The organism is Rahnella sp. ATs2 (assembly GCF_051851855.1).
Lineage (GTDB): Bacteria > Pseudomonadota > Gammaproteobacteria > Enterobacterales > Enterobacteriaceae > Rahnella > Rahnella variigena.
Map to the genome: position 1 here is coordinate 46,096 of NZ_JBLYPL010000002.1, position 20,264 is coordinate 66,359.

Here is a 20,264-nt window from a genome sequence, read left to right on the forward strand (position 1 = left end):
AGGGAGATAATTCAGTGAAAGCAATTATCGTCGAAGATGAAGTACCGGCTCAGGAAGAGCTGAGTTATCTGATCAATACGCACAGCAGCATCCAGGTCGAAGCGATATTTGACGACGGACTGGACGTGCTTAAATACCTGCAATCGCATGAAGTGGATGCGATTTTTCTCGATATCAGTATTCCGTCGCTCGACGGCGTTTTGCTGGCGCAAAATATCAGTAAATTTGCCCATAAACCTTATATCGTTTTCATCACCGCCTATAAAGAACACGCTGCAGAAGCCTTTGAAATCGAAGCGTTTGATTACATTCTCAAGCCTTATCACGAGTCACGCATTGTCACTATGCTGCAAAAGCTGGAGTCGCATTTTCGCCGTGATAAAGAACTGGCTGGTAAAGAGGCCGGAGAGAAACAGGAAGGGATCCCGCCTGTAACCGGCAACGCGCAGCGGGTCAGTCACAGTATTAATCTGATCAAAGACGAGCGGATTATTGTCACGGATATCAACGATATTTATTACGCCGCCGCGCAGGAAAAGGTGACGCAGGTCTATACCCGCAAAGAAGAATTCACCATGCCGATGAATATCACCGAATTGTGCAACCGTCTGCCGGAGGAGCATTTTTTCCGCTGTCATCGTTCATATTGCGTGAACCTGTCAAAAATCCGCGAGATCGTACCCTGGTTCAACAACACCTATATTTTGCGCTTAAGCGATTTAGATTTCGAAGTACCGGTGAGTCGCAGCAAGGTGAAAGAATTCAGGCAGTTAATGCGGTTCTGATGGGGTTTTGAGGCGGAGAGTGTTATCAGCTGGCGTGTGACTCTGAATTATTACAAAAATGTCATCAACCCGTCATCCTCAGTTTAGCCAGTAATAAGTAGACTTTGTTTCGTCGAGACAGAGGATATTTCGTACTTTCTCATGTCTGTGATGAGAAAAACCTAAATATAGCTCTGCAAAATTTTCTGCGTTATTAACAAATAACATTGAGTTCAAAAGGACGAACATATGTTTAAAAAGAAATTATTACTCGCCGGTATTATCAATGCTCTGTGTCTGACATCTGCGTATGCAGCAAACCCTCTTAGCGTCCACGTTCTGAACCTGCAAAACGGGCTGCCATCACAGGGTGTAAGCGTATCGCTCGAGAAGCAGGAAGGTAACAAATGGGTGCAGTTGAGCAGCGGAGTGACCAACGAACAGGGAAGAATTCCGGCGCTGTATCCCAATGAAAATGTGATGGAGAAAGGGAATTATCGGGTAACGTTCAAAACCGGCGAATGGTTTGAAAAGCACCATACCGCTTCATTTTTCCCGGAAATCCCCGTTATTTTTAAAGCGGATGGCTCAGTGCCTCACTATCACATTCCTCTGCTTGTCAGTCCTTACGGCTTCTCGACTTACCGCGGGAATTAAAGTCAGCACAGCAATAATGATGGGAGTTTTAAGGGCTAAAACTTTGTTAAAGCACGCTTCAACTTATTGATTCAGCATTAATACCCCACCCCAACCCTCCCCTTCGCAGGGGAGGGAGCAGATCGAACCAGACTTCATCCTCTGCGCACAGGAACGAGCTAAAACTTAGATCGTCATACCAATTGACTGACGTAAGTACGCACCTGCACCCAGCAACCCTGGCTGATCGTGGGTGATCAGGAATACCGGAATATCCATCAGGTAATCTTTGAAGCGGCCTTTATCTTCAAATGCGGCGCGGAAACCGGACGCTTTGAAGAATTCGAGGAAGCGCGGAACGATGCCGCCGGCGATGTATACACCGCCAAACGTGCCCATGTTCAGCGCCAGATTGCCACCGAAACGTCCCATGATCACACAGAACAGCGACAGCGCGCGGCGGCAGTCGACGTTCTCATCAGACAGTGCCAGTTCGGTCACGTCTTTCGGTTTGAAGTTTTCCGGCACGCGGTCGTCCGATTTCACGATAGCGCGATAAAGATTCACCAGCCCCGGACCGGAAAGGATCCGCTCGGCAGATACGTGGCCCATTTCGGTACGCAACTGCTCAAGAATAATGTCTTCTTCTTCGCTGTTCGGTGCGAAATCAACATGACCGCCCTCGCCCGGCAGGCTAAGCCACTGCTTGTTAGCGTGGATCAGATGTGCGACACCCAGACCGGTACCGGCGCCATAGATCACAGCCGGTTTTCCGTCATGCGCTTTTTTACCGCCGAACTGCAATAAATCCTCTTCTTTCAACATCGGGATCGCCATCGAGACGGCGGTGAAATCGTTGATCACTTCCAGATGTTGCAGACCTAAACTTTTCTTCATTTCTGCAATGGAGAATGCCCAGGTGTGGTTAGTCATTGCCACCCAGTCGCCGGTGATCGGACAGGCAATGGCGATGCAGGCATCTTCAATTTCCTGTTTTTGCTCAGTAAGATACTCACGGACTGTGGCTTCGAGGCTGTCATATTCCAGCCCGGAGAAGGTCTTCGCCTGCGAAATCTCGCCGCTGTCCAGCGCACAAAGCGCCAGACGGCAGTTAGTGCCCCCGACATCGCCCACCAGGGAGTATTTGGTCATGTTAATCTCCGCAAAAGTAAATTCGTTATGCTGCGCTAAAGAGTACGCTGCCAGACACGCAGATGTAAGTTGTCTTCATCAATTAAAGCGACTGGCGAAACCCCGCCCGTGGGGCAAAGCTTACAGTTTCGTGTGGGCAAAATAGCGGTAATTGCTATACGCTGCAACGCAGTTTTGAACCCGCGCACATTTATGCGGTATGTCACACAAAATAATGTTGAGCGCCCGCAAACAGACTTCGCCAGGATTCATCTAAGCTATTAGGGCAAACAAAGCGATAACGATAAATAAGGAAATTCTTGCATGTTTCATCCTCGCGCCAGAATTATGCTGGCTTTCGCCCTGCCCGCCGTCATTATCGGGGTGCTGTCCAGCCTGATTCTGGTCTTTCTCATGATGATCGCCGGTGCATTGCAAAACCTGCTGTGGCAACACATTCCCGCCGTTTTACAGGTGAATACGGAGTCTGCCAGCTGGACACTGTTTATGCTGACGCTGACCGGCATCGGTGTTGGCGCGATTATCAAGTATATGCCAGGCCACGCGGGGCCGGATCCGGCCACTGAATCGCTGATTGGCGCGCCGGTGGCGGTTAACGCATTACCGGGTCTGGCGCTGGCGCTGATGGTCGGACTGGCCGGCGGCGTCAACCTCGGGCCGGAACATCCGGTCACGGTGATTAATATCGCACTGGTGGCGTGGCTGGGTGGACGTCTGATGCCTAAAGTGCCGACCACTGACTGGGTGATCCTGGCGGCAGCCGGGACTATCGGCGCACTGTTTGGCACGCCGGTCGCGGCGGCGCTGATTTTCTCGCAAACCCTCGGTACCAATAAAGATGTCCCGTTATGGGATCGCCTGTTTGCGCCTTTGCTTGCCGCCGGTGCCGGTGCGCTGACCACCGATCAGTTCTTCCAGCCGGATTTCTCGCTCAGCATTCCTTCTTATGATTCGTCCAGCCTGATCGACATTTTCAGCGGTTCCGTCGTGGTGCTGATCGCCATCGCGCTGGGGATGATCGCCGTATGGCTGTTCCCGCATATGCACCGGCTGTTCAATACGATCCAGAATCCGATATTACGTCTCGGGCTGGGCGGTTTTGTGCTGGGTCTGCTGGCGCTGATCGGCGGAGAAATCACGCTGTTCAAAGGTCTGGATGAAATGAAAGAGCTGGCACATTCCAATCAGCTGTTTGAGATGGGACCTCTGCTGGCGATTACGCTCACCAAACTCGCGGCGTTAGTGGTCGCTGCCGCCTGTGGTTTTCGTGGCGGGCGCATTTTCCCGGCAGTGTTTGTCGGGGTATCGCTCGGGTTGATGTTGCATCAGTACGCACCGGATGTGCCTGCAGCCGTGACAGTTTCCTGTGCTGTGATGGGGATGGTGCTGGTGGTGACACGCGACGGCTGGCTGAGTCTGTTTATGGCGGCCGCCGTGGTACCGGGGCTGAAACTGTTGCCATTGCTGTGCATTGTCATGCTGCCAGCCTGGCTGATGCTGGCCGGTAAGCCACTGATGCAGGTTGCAAAACAGCGGCTGAACCGGGAGATTACAGAAGAAGATTAACCCTGTTTTAACGCAAATTCCGCCGCCGCCAGTGCATGAATGGCGGTGGTGTCGAAGACCGGTACGCTCGCGTCTTCTGCACCGACCAGCAGGGTGATTTCGGTACATCCAAGAATGATCCCTTCCACGCCCTGCTGTTCTAATTTACTAATAATCCGGCGATATTCCTCGCGGGAATCCTCCTTAATCATGCCCAGACACAGCTCTTCGTAAATGATGCGGTGGACAATCGCCCGGTCGGCTTCGTCCGGCGTCACCACGTCAATCTGATGCTTTTCCTGCAAACGTCCGCGGTAGAAATCCTGTTCCATGGTGAAACGCGTGCCGAGCAGGCCGATTTTACGCAGCCCCTGCCCTTTGATTTTTTCAGCCGTCGCATCGGCGATATGCAGCAGCGGCAGGCCGCCGATGCGTTCGATATCGTCCGCCACTTTATGCATGGTGTTGGTGCACACGACGATAACGTCCGCGCCTGCACGCGCCAGTGAATTGGCGGCGTTACCGAGAATTTCACCCGCCTGCTGCCAGTCACCCGCCATTTGCAGCTTTTCGATTTCATAAAAATCTACGCTGTAGAGAAACAGTTTGGCCGAATGCAGGCCACCCAGTTGCTGTTTCACATGCTCATTGATCATGCGGTAATACGGTACGGTGGATTCCCAGCTCATACCGCCAATCAGCCCTAACGTTTTCATCTTGACGCCCTGTATTTTCCGGATGCCAAAACCATAACCGACAAAAAGCCCGCGGACAAAGAAAATGTCGGCGGGCTTTTTTGTGCTGCTTTACAGAAATGAGAATTACTGTTTAGCCGGGCAATCCTCTGCTGCCAGACGACGGTTCATCCAGCGCTGACGGAGCGTGTCGTACACCCAGTTGTACGCCACGGTATACGGCAGGAAGAACAGGAAGAACCCGATTTCCAGCATAAAGGCGTCCAGCAATCCGATGCCCAGCCACAGCGCGGCAATCGGCAGACCCATTATGATAAATCCGCCTTCGAAGCCCAGCGCGTGCGCTACGCGGATTTTAAATGTCCGCACCACACGGGAAACCGGCCAGAATTTGTCAAACAGGCTGTTATAGACGATGTTCCAGACCATTGCTGTCGTCGATAACATGATAGCCAGTGCGCCCATTTCCCAGACCGGTTTGTTCAGCGCCCAGGCGGCGGCCGGCGCTGAAATCAGCACGGCGAGGGTTTCAAAACCTACCGCATGGAAGATGCGTTCGCCGAATGTTTTCTGAGAGATATTCCGTGTTTGCTTAGACATAAAAACCTGCCTGATTCCTGATTGTTGTTACGTTAAATGCTACGTGACGGCTGTCACAGGCGGTCATTATCATCACTAAATGAGATAGGTAAAAGATAGAAAGTATCTATAAAATAGATGGATTGAATTCAAAGGATCATCTTATGCGTTATTCCCCGGAAGCCCTGATAGCCTTTGTCGAAGCCGCCGATGCCGGATCGTTTTCAGCGGCAGGGCGTAAGCTGCGCAAAAGTCAGTCCACCGTCAGCACGGCAATTGCCAATCTGGAAGTAGATTTAGGCGTCACATTATTTGACCGCCAGAGCCGGCATCCGGTGCTGACTCCTGCCGGACAGCGCGTGCTGAGCCACGTTCAGGCCATTCTGGCCGCCAGCGAACGGCTCGATGAACTGGCGGTACGCTTATCAACGCAGGTGGAAACCCGCCTGACGTTTGTGCTGTCCGACACTTATCAGCCGACCCATCACGAAGCGCTGCTGCGCCGCTTTGAGCGCCGGTATCCGGATATTGAATTTGAGTGTCAGATTGCTGAAGATCAGGACGTGATCGACCTGTTGCAGTCCGGCCGTGCGCATATTGGCATGGTGGAAGTGCAGGCGAGTTATCCGCCGGATATCGGTGTGGCGCGCCTGCCGGAGCAAACGGATATGTCGATTTTTTGCAGCCGCGAGCATCCGCTGGCAAAAATGACTGACCTGCAACCGGAGCAATTAAACACCTTTCGCCAGCTCTGTCTGCAACCTTACAGCCGCCGGGAAATGCCCCGCGCACAGGGGCAAATCTGGTCAGCACCCAGTTATCTGATGCTGCTGGAAATGGCGGAACAGGGATTTGGCTGGGCGACGTTGCCGCACTGGCTGGTGAAGCAGTTCGGACATGACAAACTGGTCAGCCTGCCGATGCGCGGCTGGCCGAAACAGATTTCGGTGGATGCGGTGTGGAGTAAGAACAATCAGCCCGGACCGGCGGGGTCATGGTTCATCGACCAGCTCATTGATCCGCCGTTACCGGAAACCGATTTACTGTCCTGAGTTACGCTTCGCCAGCGATTTGGTGACGGAATTCAGCAGCTCAGGAATATCCATTTTCGGCAGAACCACTTCTATCCAGGCCATCTGACGCTGCGCGGTAGCCTTTTCTATCGCGTCCTTCAGAGCCTGCGGCGAATCTGCCCGCGCGCTGAACACCTCTTTGCCGCCAAATGCCGCCGGGAACTGGGTCCAGTTCCACTGCGCGATGTCGTTATAACGCTGGGTTTCGCCGTGGATCGCCCGCTCGACGGTGTAGCCGTCGTTATTAATCACAAAAACAATCGGGGGCAGACCGTAACGGATGGCGGCACCTAATCCCTGAAGGGTCAGTTGCGCAGAACCGTCGCCGATCAGCAGCACCACGCGGCGATCCGGTACAGCAATCTGTACACCAAACGCGGCAGGCAGCGTAAAGCCAATGGAACCCCACAACGGCTGGACAACGAACTGGCAATCTTGTGGCAGACTCAGCGCCGCTGCACCGAAACAGGCGGTGCCCTGCTCAGCAACCAGCACGTCGCCCGGTTGCAGTAAATCCTGAATTTGTTGCCAGAAGGCATACTGCCCGAGGCTGTTATCGTGCGACAAAGGCAGGGTGTTGCGTTTAACGGTGTATGGCACTGATCCGCAACCCAGTTCGGCGGTAAGCCGGTGCATCACGCTTACCGTTTTTGCGAGCGGCAACTGGTGGAAGATCTGGTCACCTACACGGGCAAAAAAGGGCTGGAGGTCGATGCATTTACCGGGCGGAAGCTGCTGGGTAAAACCGGCAGTAATGGTGTCGGTGAATTTCACGCCGACGGTAATCACCAGGTCCGCTCCTTCAATCGCTTCTTTGGTTGATGGCGCGCTGGCGGCTCCCGAATAAGTCCCGGCAAAGTGCGCCTGCTGTTCGTTGAATAAACCTTTGCCCATCAGCAATGTGGAATGCGCGAGCGGCACGTCTTCCATCCATTGTTCCAGCGCCTTTTTCACTTTGAAACGGTCTGCCAGAAAATCCGCCAGTAGTGAAACACGGTTTGCGCCCCGCAGATGCTTTTCCGCTGCGGCAACAAATGCTTCAAGAGAGGAAGGCGAGAAAGGTGGCTGTCTTGCAGGCTGCGGATGTGCTCTGGTGCTGACCGGCAGCGCGGCGACGTCGCTTGGCAGCAACAGATAACCCGGACGTGAGGTGTACATCACTTCTTCGATAACGCGGTCGATTTCGGTCAGCGCATTTTCCGGCGTCAGGGAAGCCTGCGCCACGCTGACCGGTTCTGACATCCCCATAAAGTGGCTAAATTCGCCATCGCCCAGCGTGTGATGCAGCAACTCGCCTTTACGCTGTGACGTCAGCGCCGGTGCGCCGACGATATGCACCACCGGCACATATTCGGCGTAACTGCCAGCAATGCCGTTCAGCGCACTCAGCTCGCCGACACCGAAGGTGGTCAGCAATGCCGCAATCCCTTTGGTACGCGCATAGCCATCTGCGCCATAAGCAGCATTTAATTCATTAGTGCAGCCGATCCAGGTGATTTGCTGATGGTTAATGACGCTGTCGAGGAATTTCAGATTGTAATCACCCGGCACGCCAAACAGTTCGGAGATCCCGCTAAATGACAAGCGGTCTAAAAGATAGTCACCTACGGTGTATTCATTTTCCATGACGATCCTCTGTTAAAAATTGTGTAAACAGTTAATCCCACTAACTGAAGTATTACTCTACTTGGGGAAATAGGATATTTATTATCCGAAACAGGTGCTGGAAACGCAGAGTTACAGCCCTGCACCGGATTAACGCAGGGCGTTTTATTCAGCAGTTACGGTAATACGCAGGAAGAATAGTCACGGTGATCAACCGCCATGAGCTTAAGGATTGTTCCGGATGTGATCTGAATAGCTGGAAATGCTTGTGAAAGCGCATACACTAAAATCGTTTTTTTATGACATTGTTACCCTTCTGTTCACTCCTGAATTTATTATAAGGACTCACATGGTGTATCAAGCCAGTCCAACCCGTTACGAAAATATGGAATACCGTCGCTGCGGCCAGAGCGGTTTAAAACTGCCTGTCGTTTCACTCGGCCTGTGGCATAACTTCGGCGATAACGCCCATTTTGAGAATGGCCGGAAACTGATCCGCCATGCTTTCGACCACGGGATCACTCATTTTGACCTCGCCAATAACTACGGCCCGCCTCCGGGATCTGCGGAACAGCATTTTGGCCGCATCCTGCAGGAAGATTTACTGCCTTATCGCGATGAGCTGATCATCTCTTCCAAAGCCGGTTACACCATGTGGGACGGCCCTTACGGTGACTGGGGTTCGAAAAAATATCTGGTCGCCAGTCTGAACCAGAGCCTGAAACGCATGGGTCTGGAGTACGTGGATATCTTCTATCATCACCGCCCGGATCCGGATACGCCGCTGGAAGAAACCATGGCAGCGCTGGATTTGATCGTGCGTCAGGGCAAAGCGCTGTATGTCGGTTTATCGAATTATCCGGCTGAGCGCGCCAAAAAAGCCTTCGACATCCTGAAAGATCTCGGCACGCCGTGCCTGATTCATCAGCCGAAATATTCCATGTTTGAGCGCTGGGTAGAAGCGGATCTGCTGGATACGCTGGCGGATAATGGTGTGGGTTCAATCGCCTTCTCGCCACTGGCGGGCGGCGTACTGACAGACCGATATCTGGCAGGCATTCCGCAAGATTCACGAGCCGCCAGCGACAGTAAATTCCTGACCACCGATCAGCTGACCGAAGAAAAGCTGGAGAAAGTGCGTAAGCTTAATGAGATTGCGCAGGCGCGCGGTCAGAAACTTTCGCAGATGGCACTGGCGTGGGTTCTGCGCGGCGACCGCGTGACCTCCGTGCTGATTGGTGCCAGTAAAACCAGCCAGATTGATGATGCGGTGGGCATGATCGCCAACCGTCAGTTCAGCGCAGAAGAGCTGGCATCAATCGAAGGCATTCTGGTGTAAACGCTTACCCGAATGAGAAAAAAAAGCGCCTTTATGGAGAGTGTGTAAGCTTTGCGTTAAGGCGCGTAAATCATTCAAAACAGGATTGTAAGCAATAGAACCCGTGCCCGCTTCACCTTATAACTGTCAGCATAAATTATAAGGAATCTGGGGCCGCTCATGTTAAAGCCAGTATTATTCGCCACATTGTTCTTTGCCCTGCTCCCTGCGGCGGTACACACCGTGCAGGCCAGCAGCTTCAGCCTGAATACGCCAGGCCTTTCTATCAATATCGGTGACCGTGATAACCGGGGTTATTACTGGGACGGCTATGACTGGCGTAATCCTGGCTGGTGGAATAGCTATCGCGGTCATCATTATGGTTACCGTGGGCCGCGTGGTCATTACTGGGATGGTTACCGCTGGCGCGATCAGGGCTGGTGGGATCAGCGCCATCCGCCGCGTCGCCCGATGCCACCGCCGCATTATTATCATGGCGACCATGGGCGTCCGCATAATGACCACGGGCGCGGTCACGGTCACGGTCACGGACATGACAAAGGACGCGGCCACGACGATCACCGTGGCGGGCATGGCGATCACCGTCATTAATCAAATGAATGACAGAAAAGAAAACGGGACAGCGCAAACTGTCCCGTTTTTTATTGCCTGACGTTTTCAGGACTCTATTTCAGCATGCCAATCAGCAGATAAAGGTTGAGGCTGACGACTATCAGCACAATCAGCCGCCCCGCCCACTGCACGGTTTTGGTGTTGACCATGTCGCCCATCAGGCTGCGGTTACCGGTAAAGGCCAGCAGCGGCAACAGCGCCAGCGCAATCCCGAAGCTCAGCAATACCTGACTCATCACCAGAATACGTGTGGCGTCTAATCCCATCAAAATTACAATAAATGACGGCATCATGGTGACCGTACGGCGCACCCACAGCGGAATGTAGAATTTCACAAAGCCCTGCATCACCACCTGTCCGGCCAGTGTGCCCACTACGGTCGACGATAAACCGGCAGCCACCAGGCTCAGACCAAAAGTGGTCGCAGCGGCGTGACCGAGCAAGGGTTGCAGGGTCAGATAGGCTTCATCGAGTTCACTGATCCCGCTGTGTCCGCTGAAATGGAACGCGGCAGCAGCGGTTGCCATCATCGCCAGATTCACGAAACCGGCAATGGTCATCGCAATACCGACGTCCAGCTTGGTGGCGGAATAACGCTGCGCTTTAGATGCCTCACCGCCCCGCTGGGTCAGCGAAGAGTGCAGATAAATGACGTGCGGCATGATGGTCGCACCGAGCACACCGGCAGCCAGATAGACGGAATCCGCCGTCGGCAGAGAGGGGATCAGCATCCCTTTACCGAGCGCCATCATGCTTGGCTGCGAGAAGAACAATTCGACAATATAAGCCGCTGCGACAAACAGCAGTAAACCGGCGATCACCAGTTCCAGCGGCTTTTGCCCACGCTTTTGCAGCCCGAGGATAATAAAGGTGGCAATCCCGGTCAGCACTGCGCCTTGTAACAGCGAGACGCCGAGAAGCAATTTGAAGCCGATCGCCGCGCCAATGAATTCAGCGAGATCGGTGGCCATGGCGATGATTTCCGCCTGTACCCAGTAAGCCCAGACAGCCGGGCGCGGGAAGCGGTCGCGGATATGTTCAGCGAGGTTTTTACTGGTCGCAATACCGAGTTTGGCAGACAACAGCTGGATCAACATCGCCATGACGTTGGCCCAGACCACCACCCATAGCAACTGATAGCCATAAGAGGCACCGGCCTGAATGTTAGTCGCAAAGTTGCCCGGATCGATATAGCCGATGGCGGCAATAAAGGCTGGCCCCATCAGTGAAAGCTTCATCTTTCTGGACGCGCGGCCTGAGGATTCGGCCCGGCTGTTCAGCATAGTTAGTTAACCCTTACAATTATTACGCTTACATCAATCATATCTAATTGATAATGATTATCAAGTGCATTTAGAATGATCTGAGTAATTACTCTGATAGGCAGTAGCAGTAAGCGAGAGGGTGATAACTGAAAGGTGAATCGCTCACCCGACTTCAGAAAGCCAGACGCAGCGCACTTTCCTAAAACAGACATTTACAGGCCAGATTCAGAACGCATTACGGCACATGATAAAACTAGCACAGGAAAGCTAATTGTGCTTAGTTTTATTAACATCTTGATTTTTTGTGTGATAGGCCGCGATTTGTTGCAATTCGTGTTTGTAATTTCTATATTTGCAATCGACTTCACGTTTTAAATGTACGCGTTACATAAAATGTCCGTCGAAATATAGCCTGCCTCTAATTTGGAGCACCCATGTCCCGAATATTGCACTTTGTATTAGCGTTGGCCGTTGTCGCTGCACTCGCTTTACTGGTGAGCCGTGACCGGAAGAATATCCGTTTACGTTTCATTGTTCAGCTTTTGGTCATCGAAGTCTTATTAGCCTATTTCTTCCTGAACTCTTCAATAGGTTTAGGTTTTGTGAAAGGCTTCTCAGACTTGTTTGAGAAATTATTAGGATTCGCTGCGGAAGGGACCGGCTTCGTATTTGGAGGCATGAGCGATAAAGGATTAGCGTTCTTCTTCTTGAAAGTCTTGTGTCCGATCGTGTTTATCTCTGCACTGATCGGTATTTTACAGCACATTCGCGTACTGCCTTTCGTCATCCGTATTATCGGTACGGTTCTGTCGAAAATTAATGGCATGGGAAAACTGGAATCTTTCAACGCCATCAGCTCCCTGATTTTGGGTCAGTCAGAAAACTTTATCGCGTATAAAGATATTCTGAGCAAAATGTCTGAAAAACGTATGTACACCATGGCAGCCACAGCCATGTCGACGGTTTCTATGTCGATTGTGGGTGCGTACATGACCATGCTGGAACCGCGCTTTGTTGTTGCTGCGCTGGTGCTCAACATGTTCAGTACTTTCATCGTACTGTCGTTGATCAACCCTTATAAAGTTGATTCAGAAGAAGACCTGCAAATCGGTAACACGCACCAGGGTCAGAGTTTCTTTGAAATGCTGGGTGAATACATCCTGGCCGGTTTCAAAGTGGCTATCATCGTTGCAGCCATGTTGATTGGTTTCATCGCATTGATTTCCTGCCTGAATGCGTTGTTCGACGTCGTATTCGGCATCAGCTTCCAGGGCGTGCTGGGTTATGTCTTCTATCCATTCGCATGGATGATGGGCGTACCGAGCCACGAAGCCTTGCAGGTAGGCAGCATCATGGCAACCAAACTGGTTTCCAATGAATTCGTTGCGATGTTGGATCTGCAGAAAGTTGCGACCGAACTGTCACCACGCGGCGTGGGCATCTTGTCCGTGTTCCTGGTGTCTTTCGCAAACTTCTCTTCTATCGGTATCGTTGCCGGCGCAATCAAAGGCCTGAACGAGCACCAGGGCAACGTGGTTTCACGCTTCGGCCTGAAACTGCTGTACGGCTCAACGCTGGTTAGCGTGTTGTCTGCTTCTATCGCGGGTCTGGTACTGGCGTAAGCAAGCAAACGACTGAAAGACAAAGAAACCCGCTTCGGCGGGTTTTTTTATGGCGGTAATTCAGGGATAAACGGAACGTGAGGAAATCACCGGATCGCAGAAAGCAAAAAACCCGCCGAAGCGGGTTTCTTTAATATTTGGTGGAGATAAGCGGGATCGAACCGCTGACCTCTTGCATGCCATGCAAGCGCTCTCCCAGCTGAGCTATACCCCCACACGAGGTAGTCCACATTTTACTTCTTTTGTTTCCCCTTGTAAGGAAACAGCCAACTTGCTCTGGAAAGGAAGTTGGTGGAGATAAGCGGGATCGAACCGCTGACCTCTTGCATGCCATGCAAGCGCTCTCCCAGCTGAGCTATACCCCCAATTCATGCCCGTAAAAACGGGTGAACGGGGCGCATAATATGAAACGTCGCTACCCCTGTCAACGGCTAAATCCGTTTCTGAATTCAAGCGCTGAAAAAGCCGCCAAATACCCCATTTCGCAGGGAAAAATACGCTGACCTGACGCAAATTTTTAGCCGGATGCATTGTTTTACAATTTGGCCGCCAGCCGGCGTTTTTCCTAGCTTTCTGATCTCGCTACGCATTTTCTTAACATCTATGTCTGAATGATTAATGGAATGTTAGCAGACTATGAAAATCGTCTTGTTTTGAGATAAATCTCAGAATAGACTGCTCGCGCAATAATCATAACTCACTACATTCGAGCACTCCCATGTCCTTGTATTCACCTAAAGAAATCGCATCCATCGCTGTCACGGCGGGCGTTAATAAAAGCCATGCTTCCGTGTTGAATTTGTTAATTTTGGGCTTCCTGGCTGGCGCATTTATCGCCACCGGATTCCTGCTGGATCTGCACGTAATAGGGACGTTACCTGCATCCTGGGGTTCATTCAGTAACTTGCTGGGCGCGGCAGTCTTCCCGGTGGGCATCATACTGACGGTATTAGCAGGGGGAGAACTGCTGACCGGTAACATGATGACCTTGCCTATCGCCTGGTTCGCGCGTCAGATCAGTCTTTACGCCGTTCTGCGTAACTGGTTCTGGGTGACCCTCGCTAACCTGCTGGGCAGCCTGGCAGTGGCCTATTTCTTCGGCCACGTTCTGGGTCTGACGGAAGGCGCCTTCCTGAGCAAAACCGTGGCCACTGCCACCGCGAAAGTGAATGCTGATTTCATGCACGCATTCATTTCCGGTATCGGCTGTAACTGGCTGGTGTGTCTGGCAATCTGGCTGGCCTTCGCCAGTAAAGAAGTCGGCGGCAAAGTGATCGGTATGTGGTTCCCGGTCATGGCGTTCGTGGCCATCGGCTTCCAGCACGTGGTGGCGAATATGTTCATCGTTCCAGCCGCTATTTTTGCTGGTGCGCTGAGCTGGTCTCAGTATTTCCCGAACTTCGTGGCCGTATTCCTCGGTAACGCTGTCGGTGGCGCGGGTTTCGTCGGGCTGATGTACTTCCTCGCCTACCGCCCTACCGCTCAGGCTCCTGCAACTGAACAACGTTAATTAAGACGTTTTCACGCGAGCGTTTCGCAGAAAGCAAAAAAGCCAGCCGGTTTCCCGAGCTGGCTTTTTTATCGCTTTTTAACAGCGATTACTGAGCTTGTGTTTCGCGCTCAGCAATAAAGGCTAACGCCATATCGATACGCGCCAGCACACGGCTCTGGCCAATAGCGTGGACGGTCACGTCAACACCCGGAGACTGACCTGCGCCTGTTACCGCAACACGCAGTGGCATGCCGACTTTACCCATCCCGACTTCCAGTTCATCCGCCGTGCCCTGAATAGCGTGGTGAATGTTCTCAGCAGTCCAGTCAGTGATCGCAGCCAGTTTGGCGCGAACGACTTCCAGCGGCTGACGCGCAACCGGACGTAAGTGTTTCTTCGCCGCATCGGCATCAAACTCTGCAAAGTCTTCGTAGAAGTAACGGCAGGATTCTGCCATCTCTTTCAGCGTCTTGCAGCGCTCGCCCAGCAGGGTCACGATTTCGAACAACTGCGGGCCGTTACGGGTTTCGATACCGGCCTGCTCCACATGCCACAGCAGATGGGTCGCCACGTAATGCGGATCCATCGTATTGATGTAGTGATGGTTCAGCCATTGCAGTTTTTCAGTGTTAAACGCACTGGCAGATTTGCTGACGTTCTCCAGTGAGAACAGCGCTTTCATTTCGTCGCGGCTGAATATTTCCTGATCGCCATGAGACCAGCCCAGACGCACCAGATAGTTCAGCAGCGCTTCCGGCAGATAGCCGTCGTCGCGGTATTGCATTACACCGACCGCGCCGTGGCGTTTAGACAGTTTTTTACCGTCGTCGCCCAGAATCATGGAAACGTGCGCGTAAACCGGTACCGGTGCGCCCAGCGCTTTCAGGATGTTAATCTGACGCGGGGTATTGTTGATATGGTCTTCGCCACGGATAACGTGAGTGATTTCCATATCCCAGTCATCAACCACAACACAGAAGTTATAGGTCGGGGAACCGTCGGTACGGCGGATGATCAGATCATCGAGCTCGTCATTGCTGAATTCGATCGGGCCTCGGATCTGGTCATCAAAGATGACAGAACCTTCCTGCGGGTTACGAAAACGCACCACGCACGGCTCATCCGCAGCGTGATGTTCGTGGCTGTCGCGGCAACGACCGTCATAACGAGGCTTCTCGTTATTGGCCATTTGTTCTTCACGCAGCGCTTCCAGACGTTCTTTAGAGCAATAGCATTTATACGCGGTGCCGTTTTCCAGCATCTCATCAATAACTGCATTGTAGCGGTCAAAACGTTTGGTCTGGAAATACGGGCCTTCATCCCAGTCCAGATTCAGCCAGTTCATGCCATCCATAATCGCGTCGATTGCTTCCTGAGTGGAACGCTCGAGATCGGTATCTTCGATACGCAGCACAAACTCGCCGCCCAGGTTGCGGGCAAAGAGCCAGGAATAAAGCGCGGTACGGGCGCCACCGACGTGCAGATAGCCGGTCGGGCTTGGGGCAAAACGGGTTTTGATTTTCATCTGGGTGCAACCTTAATAACGCAACGCCGAAAAACGTTGCTATCAATTAACAAAAAGTGGCTGACATTCTACCACTCTGCCCTGATTCCTCAACGCACAACCACGGGCAGTCCTATGGTTTAAGGCCATGAATGCGTAAAGAATCGACTACACGGGCGAGAAACGCGTCATGTTGTCTAAAAATAAGCCGAACGATCATTTTTGTTTTTAAAAAGCGTTGACGTAATTTCAAGTATCCCTATAATGCGACTCCATCACGACGGGGGCGATTAGCTCAGTTGGTAGAGCATCTCCTTTACACGGAGGGGGTCGGCGGTTCGAGCCCGTCATCGCCCACCACTCTTTAAGAGTGCCGCGTTGTGATAAGTAGGAAGAATTGAGAAATGGGCGATTAGCTCAGTTGGTAGAGCATCTCCTTTACACGGAGGGGGTCGGCGGTTCGAGCCCGTCATCGCCCACCATTTCTCAGCAAGTTTCTTCTTACATGGGGAAGTACCCAGAAGTGGGCGATTAGCTCAGTTGGTAGAGCATCTCCTTTACACGGAGGGGGTCGGCGGTTCGAGCCCGTCATCGCCCACCACTTCTGCGGGCCGTTAGCTCAGTTGGTAGAGCAGTTGACTTTTAATCAATTGGTCGCTGGTTCGAATCCAGCACGGCCCACCAATTCAGAGAAAAGCGCCTTTAGGCGCTTTTTTCGCATCTGTACTCCGGAGAAAATCCGTGATGGAGGCGAACCAGCTGCTGGTTCTATTTTTCCCCTCCCCCTACTCCAGCTTAAACATCGGCACGACTTTATTGTGCAGCGCCGGGTTATCGCTTTCATCCTTCAGATTCACTCCCGACAATTTCCGCTGGAAAGATTGTTCGAGCAGCCACGCCAGCTTAAAAGCCGCCTGCGGATAGTTCAGCCCTTCCGGACGCACATTCGAAATACAATTTCGTTCTGATTCCAGCCTTTTGGTGTGCGGCCCCCAGGTCATGTAAATCCCTAAACTGTCGGGAGATGACAATCCCGGACGCTCGCCGATCAAAATCGCCACCGCTCTGGCTTTCATCGCCTGCGCAATATCATCGCCCAGCGCAACCCGCGACTGATGCGCCAGCACTACCGGCCCGATTTTCAGCTCCAGCGTGCGCAGATAAGGCAATAACGCCGCAATCAGCGGCACAGCCTGCCGGTGTACCGCTTTCGATGACAAACCGTCGGCGATGACCAGCACCACGTCAGCAGGCTCCGGCGTCAGCCGTTGTAATGCCTGACGGCTTTGTTCAGATAATTTGCGTCCGAGATCAGGACGGCACAAATAGGTCGCCCTGTCAGGCGCTGCGCTGGCCACAGTCAGGGTATCCAGCCCGAGCGCGAATAATTCAGGCTCAAGGGACTGACTGTCGAATGGCTGATGCACTGCGTCACGCGCCTGCGCATGGGCTAAACCAAAGCGCAGCAGCTCGTCCGTCGGCAGACTCGAACCGGTGCGCCCCAGCGCAATACGTGCGGCGGTAAACTGGCGCAGCGTTTCCCACGGGTTGTTATGCACCAGAGGCGACAGCTCCTGCCCTTTTTCTTTATTCATCAGTACAGACCTCAGCTCAGTTGCGGCAACTGACGCAGTAACGGATGGGACGCCCGGGTGTCCTGCAATGCGCCCTGCGGATCGATTATTTTCATTTTCTCCAGCCAGACGGCAAATTCCGGCGCATGTTTCAGCCCGAGTAATTCACGGATGTACAACGCATCGTGGAAAGACGTGCTCTGATAATTGAGCATGATGTCATCCGCACCCGGTACGCCAATCAGGAACGTCAGTCCGGCGGTGCCGAGCAGCGTCAGCAAAGTGTCCATATCATCCTGATCCGCTTCAGCATGGTTGGTGTAACACACATCGCAGCCCAGCGGCACGCCGAGTAATTTGCCGCAGAAATGATCTTCCAGCCCGGCACGAATGATTTGTTTACCGTCATACAGATATTCCGGGCCGATAAAACCGACCACGGTATTGATCAGCAGCGGCGAAAAATGCCGTGCGATGGCATACGCGCGCGCCTCACAGGTTTGCTGATCGACCCCGAAATGCGCATTGGCGGATAAACAACTGCCCTGCCCGGTTTCGAAATACATTACGTTATCGCCCAGCGTGCCGCGTTTCAGGCTGAGAGCCGCCTGTTGTGCTTCCGCCAGCAGCGCCAGATTGATACCAAAACCGCTGTTCGCCGCTTCGGTTCCTGCAATCGACTGAAACACCAGATCGACCGGCGCGCCACGTTCCACCAGTTTGATGGTGTTGGTGACATGCGTCAGCACGCAGGATTGCGTGGGAATTTCAAAACGCGTGATGATGTCATCCAGCATGTAATTCAGATTTTCCAGCAGCGGCAGACTGTCGCTGGCGGGATTAATGCCGATCACCGCATCGCCGGAACCGTACAGCAAACCGTCGAGCATACTGGCGGCAATGCCCTGCAAATTATCCGTCGGATGATTCGGTTGCAGGCGCACACTCATGTGTCCCGGCAACCCGATGGTATTGCGAAATTTGGTGATCACCCGGCATTTCTTCGCCACCAGGATCAGATCCTGATTGCGCATCAGTTTGCTGACCGCAGCGGCCATTTCCGGCGTGATCCCACGGGCGACAGCCGCCAGCACATGACTGTCGGTTTTCTCACTCAACAGCCAGTCACGAAAATCCCCGACGGTCAGATGTGAAATCGCGGCAAACGCCGCGACATCGTGGGTATCAACAATCAGCCGCGTGACCTCATCGTCTTCATAGGGCACCAGCAACTGCTGCAGGAACGTTTTGAGCGGCACGTCGGCCAGCGCCATTTTCGCCGCCATGCGTTCTTCTGCGCTCGAGGCAGCCACTTCAGCCAGATAGTCTCCCGAGCGCGCGGGCGAGGCCTTTGCCATCAGTTCGCGTAAATCCTTAAACTGATAACTGCGGTGACTTAATGTCGTCTGAAACATAACACTCCTTAGCTCACCGGATTATTTACCACTTTTTTCGCGCACCGGTCGCAGGCCGCGTAGTTGCAGATCTTCTGCGGCGTCCGCCCGCGCCTGATGGGTGACGGGGACCTGACATTGGCCAGCAACATCATGGCGACGAAGATCAGAAACAGTAAGGTATGTAGTAAATCATAGCCATCAGGCAGACTGTTGCAAAGGCTGTACCACTTGAGAAACCCAGAACCGCCGCGGCCTGGCGCCATATTCACGGACTGTCTGCTTCATTTTGGCGCGGGCTCCGGGAGCGGCGAACCCGAAACGGTGCGCTAAAAAACGTCACAAAATCGCGTTACAATTCGGCATCGCCAAAAAAGGAGTACTGCACGTGATCAACCGGGAACTGCAAATTATCACCTGGCTCAGGGAAGAACCGTTGCACCTGCGGGCGCTGATGCAGGCCAGCGAACTGGGGCTGAACGATGCCTGGCTGGCGGCAGGATTTGTCCGCAATCTGGTGTGGGACCGGCTGCACGGTTATGAAAATGCCACGCCGCTTAACGATATCGACGTGGTGTATTTCAATCCTGAGGATTGTTCGGCAGAAGCAGATGAGCGCTACGAGCAACTTCTGCAGGAAAAATCTCCAGACTTGCCCTGGTCGGTAAAAAATCAGGCACGCATGCATGAACGCCACGGACACGCGCCTTATGTTTCCAGTGCAGAGGCCATAAGTCATTGGGTTGAGGTGGAAACCGCCATCGGCGCAAGGATGAATGCCGGCGGACAAATTGAGCTTAACGCTCCGCTCGGGCTGGATACCCTGTTTACCTTCACCATCACGCCCAATCCGCGCCATGCGATTGCGAGCGTTTTTGCCGGACGCGTCAGCAGTAAAGGCTGGCTGGAACGCTGGCCGAAGCTAAAAGTGCAGGGTTTGAACGAAAGAAAATCGTTAAATCTGTAAGGAATATGAAAAGCAGGTAAAGCCTCACAGTGCGATGCCGATACCAGTTAAGCACCGGTACGTGCAAAAAATTTGATTCCCACAAAGTGAGGCTTTTATGACGACTATCAGCGCCACCAGCAGTTCGGTGAGCACGGCGTCCACCAGTGACTCCGGCAGTGCCAGCCAGATTGCTCAGCTGACTAAACAGATTGCCAAACTGACTGAGCAGGTGAAAAACCTGAGCAGCTCAGGCGGCAGCTCTGAAGACGTTCAGCAGCAGCAGGAACTTCTGCAACAGCAAATCGAGATGCTGCAACAACAGATTGCTCAAATCGAACAGCAGCAGGCTCAGAAGGCACTTCAGCAGCAGCAACAACAGCAAGCCGCGGCCGAAGCGAAAAAAGAAGAGGGTGTGAATAAACCTTCGGACACCAACGCCATCGATATTTACGTCTAATAACATA

The 20,264-nt window shown here is 52.9% G+C and carries 17 protein-coding genes, 6 tRNA genes and 2 pseudogenes; 15 read left to right on the plus strand and 10 right to left on the minus strand.

The genetic code is table 11. From position 1 onward, the window contains the following. Nucleotides 1–14: 14 nt before the first annotated feature. The 3 genes and pseudogenes from ACJY2G_RS01890 to uraH form a co-directional block, all read left to right on the plus strand. Nucleotides 15–372, plus strand: a pseudogene (locus ACJY2G_RS01890) (response regulator); the annotation flags it as partial. A gap of 86 nt (nt 373–458) precedes the next feature. Beyond that, nucleotides 459–785 (plus strand): annotated as a pseudogene (locus ACJY2G_RS01895) (LytTR family DNA-binding domain-containing protein); the annotation flags it as partial. 228 nt (nt 786–1,013) lie between these two features. Next, nucleotides 1,014–1,421 (plus strand): hydroxyisourate hydrolase, encoded by a 408-nt coding sequence (gene uraH, locus ACJY2G_RS01900; RefSeq protein WP_112290748.1) that lies wholly within the window; start codon nt 1,014–1,016, stop codon nt 1,419–1,421. Between the two features lie 165 nt (nt 1,422–1,586). On the opposite strand, the gene glk is transcribed toward uraH, so the two are convergent. Continuing rightward, nucleotides 1,587–2,552 carry a glucokinase gene (gene glk / locus ACJY2G_RS01905; RefSeq protein WP_120161635.1) on the minus strand — a complete coding sequence of 322 codons (966 nt, stop codon included), beginning with the start codon at nt 2,550–2,552 and terminating at the stop codon, nt 1,587–1,589. A 303-nt stretch (nt 2,553–2,855) separates the two neighbouring features. On the opposite strand from glk, the gene ACJY2G_RS01910 reads away from it, so the two are divergent. Beyond that, nucleotides 2,856–4,118 (plus strand): ion channel protein, encoded by a 1,263-nt coding sequence (locus ACJY2G_RS01910; protein WP_439291131.1) that lies wholly within the window; start codon nt 2,856–2,858, stop codon nt 4,116–4,118. Here ACJY2G_RS01910 and ACJY2G_RS01915 read toward each other — a convergent pair. Both ACJY2G_RS01915 and ACJY2G_RS01920 read right to left on the minus strand, forming a co-directional pair. After that, nucleotides 4,115–4,813, minus strand: a complete 699-nt coding sequence (locus ACJY2G_RS01915; RefSeq protein ID WP_430320362.1) for an aspartate/glutamate racemase family protein — start codon at nt 4,811–4,813, stop codon at nt 4,115–4,117. The genes ACJY2G_RS01910 and ACJY2G_RS01915 overlap by 4 nt on opposite strands. Nucleotides 4,814–4,918: 105 nt before the next feature. Next, entirely contained in the window at nt 4,919–5,392 is a 474-nt protein-coding gene (locus tag ACJY2G_RS01920; protein WP_120161630.1) for a multidrug/biocide efflux PACE transporter, read from the minus strand. A 143-nt stretch (nt 5,393–5,535) separates the two neighbouring features. On the opposite strand from ACJY2G_RS01920, the gene ACJY2G_RS01925 reads away from it, so the two are divergent. Next, on the plus strand, nt 5,536–6,423 hold the full coding sequence (locus ACJY2G_RS01925; protein WP_430320361.1) for a LysR family transcriptional regulator: 888 nt from the start codon (nt 5,536–5,538) through the stop codon (nt 6,421–6,423). Here ACJY2G_RS01925 and ACJY2G_RS01930 read toward each other — a convergent pair. Then, a complete protein-coding gene (locus tag ACJY2G_RS01930; RefSeq protein WP_439291134.1) occupies nt 6,412–8,070 on the minus strand; it encodes an alpha-keto acid decarboxylase family protein in 1,659 nt (552 codons plus the stop codon). The two genes, ACJY2G_RS01925 and ACJY2G_RS01930, sit on opposite strands and share 12 nt — an antisense overlap. 328 nt (nt 8,071–8,398) lie before the next feature. On the opposite strand from ACJY2G_RS01930, the gene mgrA reads away from it, so the two are divergent. Then, nucleotides 8,399–9,388, plus strand: coding sequence for an L-glyceraldehyde 3-phosphate reductase (mgrA, locus tag ACJY2G_RS01935; RefSeq protein WP_113876960.1), 990 nt, complete (start codon nt 8,399–8,401; stop codon nt 9,386–9,388). Nucleotides 9,389–9,547: 159 nt separating this feature from the next. Then, entirely contained in the window at nt 9,548–9,979 is a 432-nt protein-coding gene (locus ACJY2G_RS01940; protein WP_430320360.1) for a DUF2502 domain-containing protein, read from the plus strand. 74 nt (nt 9,980–10,053) lie between these two features. Here ACJY2G_RS01940 and ACJY2G_RS01945 read toward each other — a convergent pair whose 3' ends face one another. After that, on the minus strand, nt 10,054–11,283 hold the full coding sequence (locus ACJY2G_RS01945; protein ID WP_120161626.1) for an Nramp family divalent metal transporter: 1,230 nt from the start codon (nt 11,281–11,283) through the stop codon (nt 10,054–10,056). A gap of 416 nt (nt 11,284–11,699) precedes the next feature. Between ACJY2G_RS01945 and ACJY2G_RS01950 the strand changes: the two genes are divergently transcribed. After that, nucleotides 11,700–12,887, plus strand: a complete 1,188-nt coding sequence (locus ACJY2G_RS01950; RefSeq protein ID WP_112290733.1) for a NupC/NupG family nucleoside CNT transporter — start codon at nt 11,700–11,702, stop codon at nt 12,885–12,887. A gap of 138 nt (nt 12,888–13,025) precedes the next feature. On the opposite strand, the gene ACJY2G_RS01955 is transcribed toward ACJY2G_RS01950, so the two are convergent. Together ACJY2G_RS01955 and ACJY2G_RS01960 are read right to left on the minus strand one after the other, a co-directional pair. Continuing rightward, a tRNA-Ala gene (locus tag ACJY2G_RS01955) sits at nt 13,026–13,101 on the minus strand. A 75-nt stretch (nt 13,102–13,176) separates the two neighbouring features. Continuing rightward, nucleotides 13,177–13,252 (minus strand) — tRNA-Ala (locus ACJY2G_RS01960). Nucleotides 13,253–13,605: 353 nt separating this feature from the next. On the opposite strand from ACJY2G_RS01960, the gene ACJY2G_RS01965 reads away from it, so the two are divergent. Then, complete coding sequence (locus ACJY2G_RS01965; RefSeq protein WP_113876956.1) at nt 13,606–14,397, plus strand: formate/nitrite transporter family protein; 792 nt, start codon at nt 13,606–13,608, stop codon at nt 14,395–14,397. 88 nt (nt 14,398–14,485) lie between these two features. On the opposite strand, the gene gltX is transcribed toward ACJY2G_RS01965, so the two are convergent. After that, entirely contained in the window at nt 14,486–15,904 is a 1,419-nt protein-coding gene (gene gltX / locus ACJY2G_RS01970) for a glutamate--tRNA ligase (protein WP_120161621.1), read from the minus strand. A 263-nt stretch (nt 15,905–16,167) separates the two neighbouring features. Between gltX and ACJY2G_RS01975 the strand changes: the two genes are divergently transcribed. The 4 genes from ACJY2G_RS01975 (at nt 16,168) to ACJY2G_RS01990 (ending at nt 16,567) form a co-directional block, all read left to right on the plus strand. Beyond that, nucleotides 16,168–16,243: transfer RNA gene (locus ACJY2G_RS01975), tRNA-Val, on the plus strand. A 46-nt stretch (nt 16,244–16,289) separates the two neighbouring features. Then, nucleotides 16,290–16,365, plus strand: a tRNA-Val gene (locus ACJY2G_RS01980). Between the two features lie 43 nt (nt 16,366–16,408). After that, nucleotides 16,409–16,484: transfer RNA gene (locus tag ACJY2G_RS01985), tRNA-Val, on the plus strand. Nucleotides 16,485–16,491: 7 nt separating this feature from the next. Beyond that, nucleotides 16,492–16,567 (plus strand) — tRNA-Lys (locus ACJY2G_RS01990). 101 nt (nt 16,568–16,668) lie between these two features. On the opposite strand, the gene eutC is transcribed toward ACJY2G_RS01990, so the two are convergent. Next, complete coding sequence (eutC, locus tag ACJY2G_RS01995) at nt 16,669–17,478, minus strand: ethanolamine ammonia-lyase subunit EutC (protein WP_113876025.1); 810 nt, start codon at nt 17,476–17,478, stop codon at nt 16,669–16,671. A gap of 11 nt (nt 17,479–17,489) precedes the next feature. Next, the gene (locus tag ACJY2G_RS02000) at nt 17,490–18,872 is read right to left on the minus strand and encodes an ethanolamine ammonia-lyase subunit EutB (RefSeq protein WP_430320359.1); all 1,383 of its coding nucleotides are present in this window, start codon (nt 18,870–18,872) and stop codon (nt 17,490–17,492) included. Between the two features lie 370 nt (nt 18,873–19,242). On the opposite strand from ACJY2G_RS02000, the gene ACJY2G_RS02005 reads away from it, so the two are divergent. Further along, on the plus strand, nt 19,243–19,818 hold the full coding sequence (locus ACJY2G_RS02005) for a nucleotidyltransferase family protein (protein ID WP_113876246.1): 576 nt from the start codon (nt 19,243–19,245) through the stop codon (nt 19,816–19,818). Between the two features lie 97 nt (nt 19,819–19,915). Next, the gene (locus ACJY2G_RS02010) at nt 19,916–20,257 is read left to right on the plus strand and encodes a FlxA-like family protein (protein ID WP_112290722.1); all 342 of its coding nucleotides are present in this window, start codon (nt 19,916–19,918) and stop codon (nt 20,255–20,257) included. Nucleotides 20,258–20,264: the final 7 nt, after the last annotated feature.

Coding starts and splice junctions, on each gene's coding strand:
- ACJY2G_RS01965 (WP_113876956.1), top strand. CDS start 13,606: ATGTCCTTGTATTCACCTAAAGAAATCGCATCCATCGCTGTCACGGCG.
- ACJY2G_RS02000 (WP_430320359.1), bottom strand. CDS start 18,872: ATGTTTCAGACGACATTAAGTCACCGCAGTTATCAGTTTAAGGATTTA.
- eutC (WP_113876025.1), bottom strand. CDS start 17,478: ATGAATAAAGAAAAAGGGCAGGAGCTGTCGCCTCTGGTGCATAACAAC.
- gltX (WP_120161621.1), bottom strand. CDS start 15,904: ATGAAAATCAAAACCCGTTTTGCCCCAAGCCCGACCGGCTATCTGCAC.
- ACJY2G_RS01950 (WP_112290733.1), top strand. CDS start 11,700: ATGTCCCGAATATTGCACTTTGTATTAGCGTTGGCCGTTGTCGCTGCA.
- ACJY2G_RS01930 (WP_439291134.1), bottom strand. CDS start 8,070: ATGGAAAATGAATACACCGTAGGTGACTATCTTTTAGACCGCTTGTCA.
- ACJY2G_RS01925 (WP_430320361.1), top strand. CDS start 5,536: ATGCGTTATTCCCCGGAAGCCCTGATAGCCTTTGTCGAAGCCGCCGAT.
- ACJY2G_RS01910 (WP_439291131.1), top strand. CDS start 2,856: ATGTTTCATCCTCGCGCCAGAATTATGCTGGCTTTCGCCCTGCCCGCC.
- ACJY2G_RS01915 (WP_430320362.1), bottom strand. CDS start 4,813: ATGAAAACGTTAGGGCTGATTGGCGGTATGAGCTGGGAATCCACCGTA.
- glk (WP_120161635.1), bottom strand. CDS start 2,552: ATGACCAAATACTCCCTGGTGGGCGATGTCGGGGGCACTAACTGCCGT.
- ACJY2G_RS01945 (WP_120161626.1), bottom strand. CDS start 11,283: ATGCTGAACAGCCGGGCCGAATCCTCAGGCCGCGCGTCCAGAAAGATG.
- ACJY2G_RS01940 (WP_430320360.1), top strand. CDS start 9,548: ATGTTAAAGCCAGTATTATTCGCCACATTGTTCTTTGCCCTGCTCCCT.
- ACJY2G_RS01920 (WP_120161630.1), bottom strand. CDS start 5,392: ATGTCTAAGCAAACACGGAATATCTCTCAGAAAACATTCGGCGAACGC.
- mgrA (WP_113876960.1), top strand. CDS start 8,399: ATGGTGTATCAAGCCAGTCCAACCCGTTACGAAAATATGGAATACCGT.
- ACJY2G_RS02010 (WP_112290722.1), top strand. CDS start 19,916: ATGACGACTATCAGCGCCACCAGCAGTTCGGTGAGCACGGCGTCCACC.
- uraH (WP_112290748.1), top strand. CDS start 1,014: ATGTTTAAAAAGAAATTATTACTCGCCGGTATTATCAATGCTCTGTGT.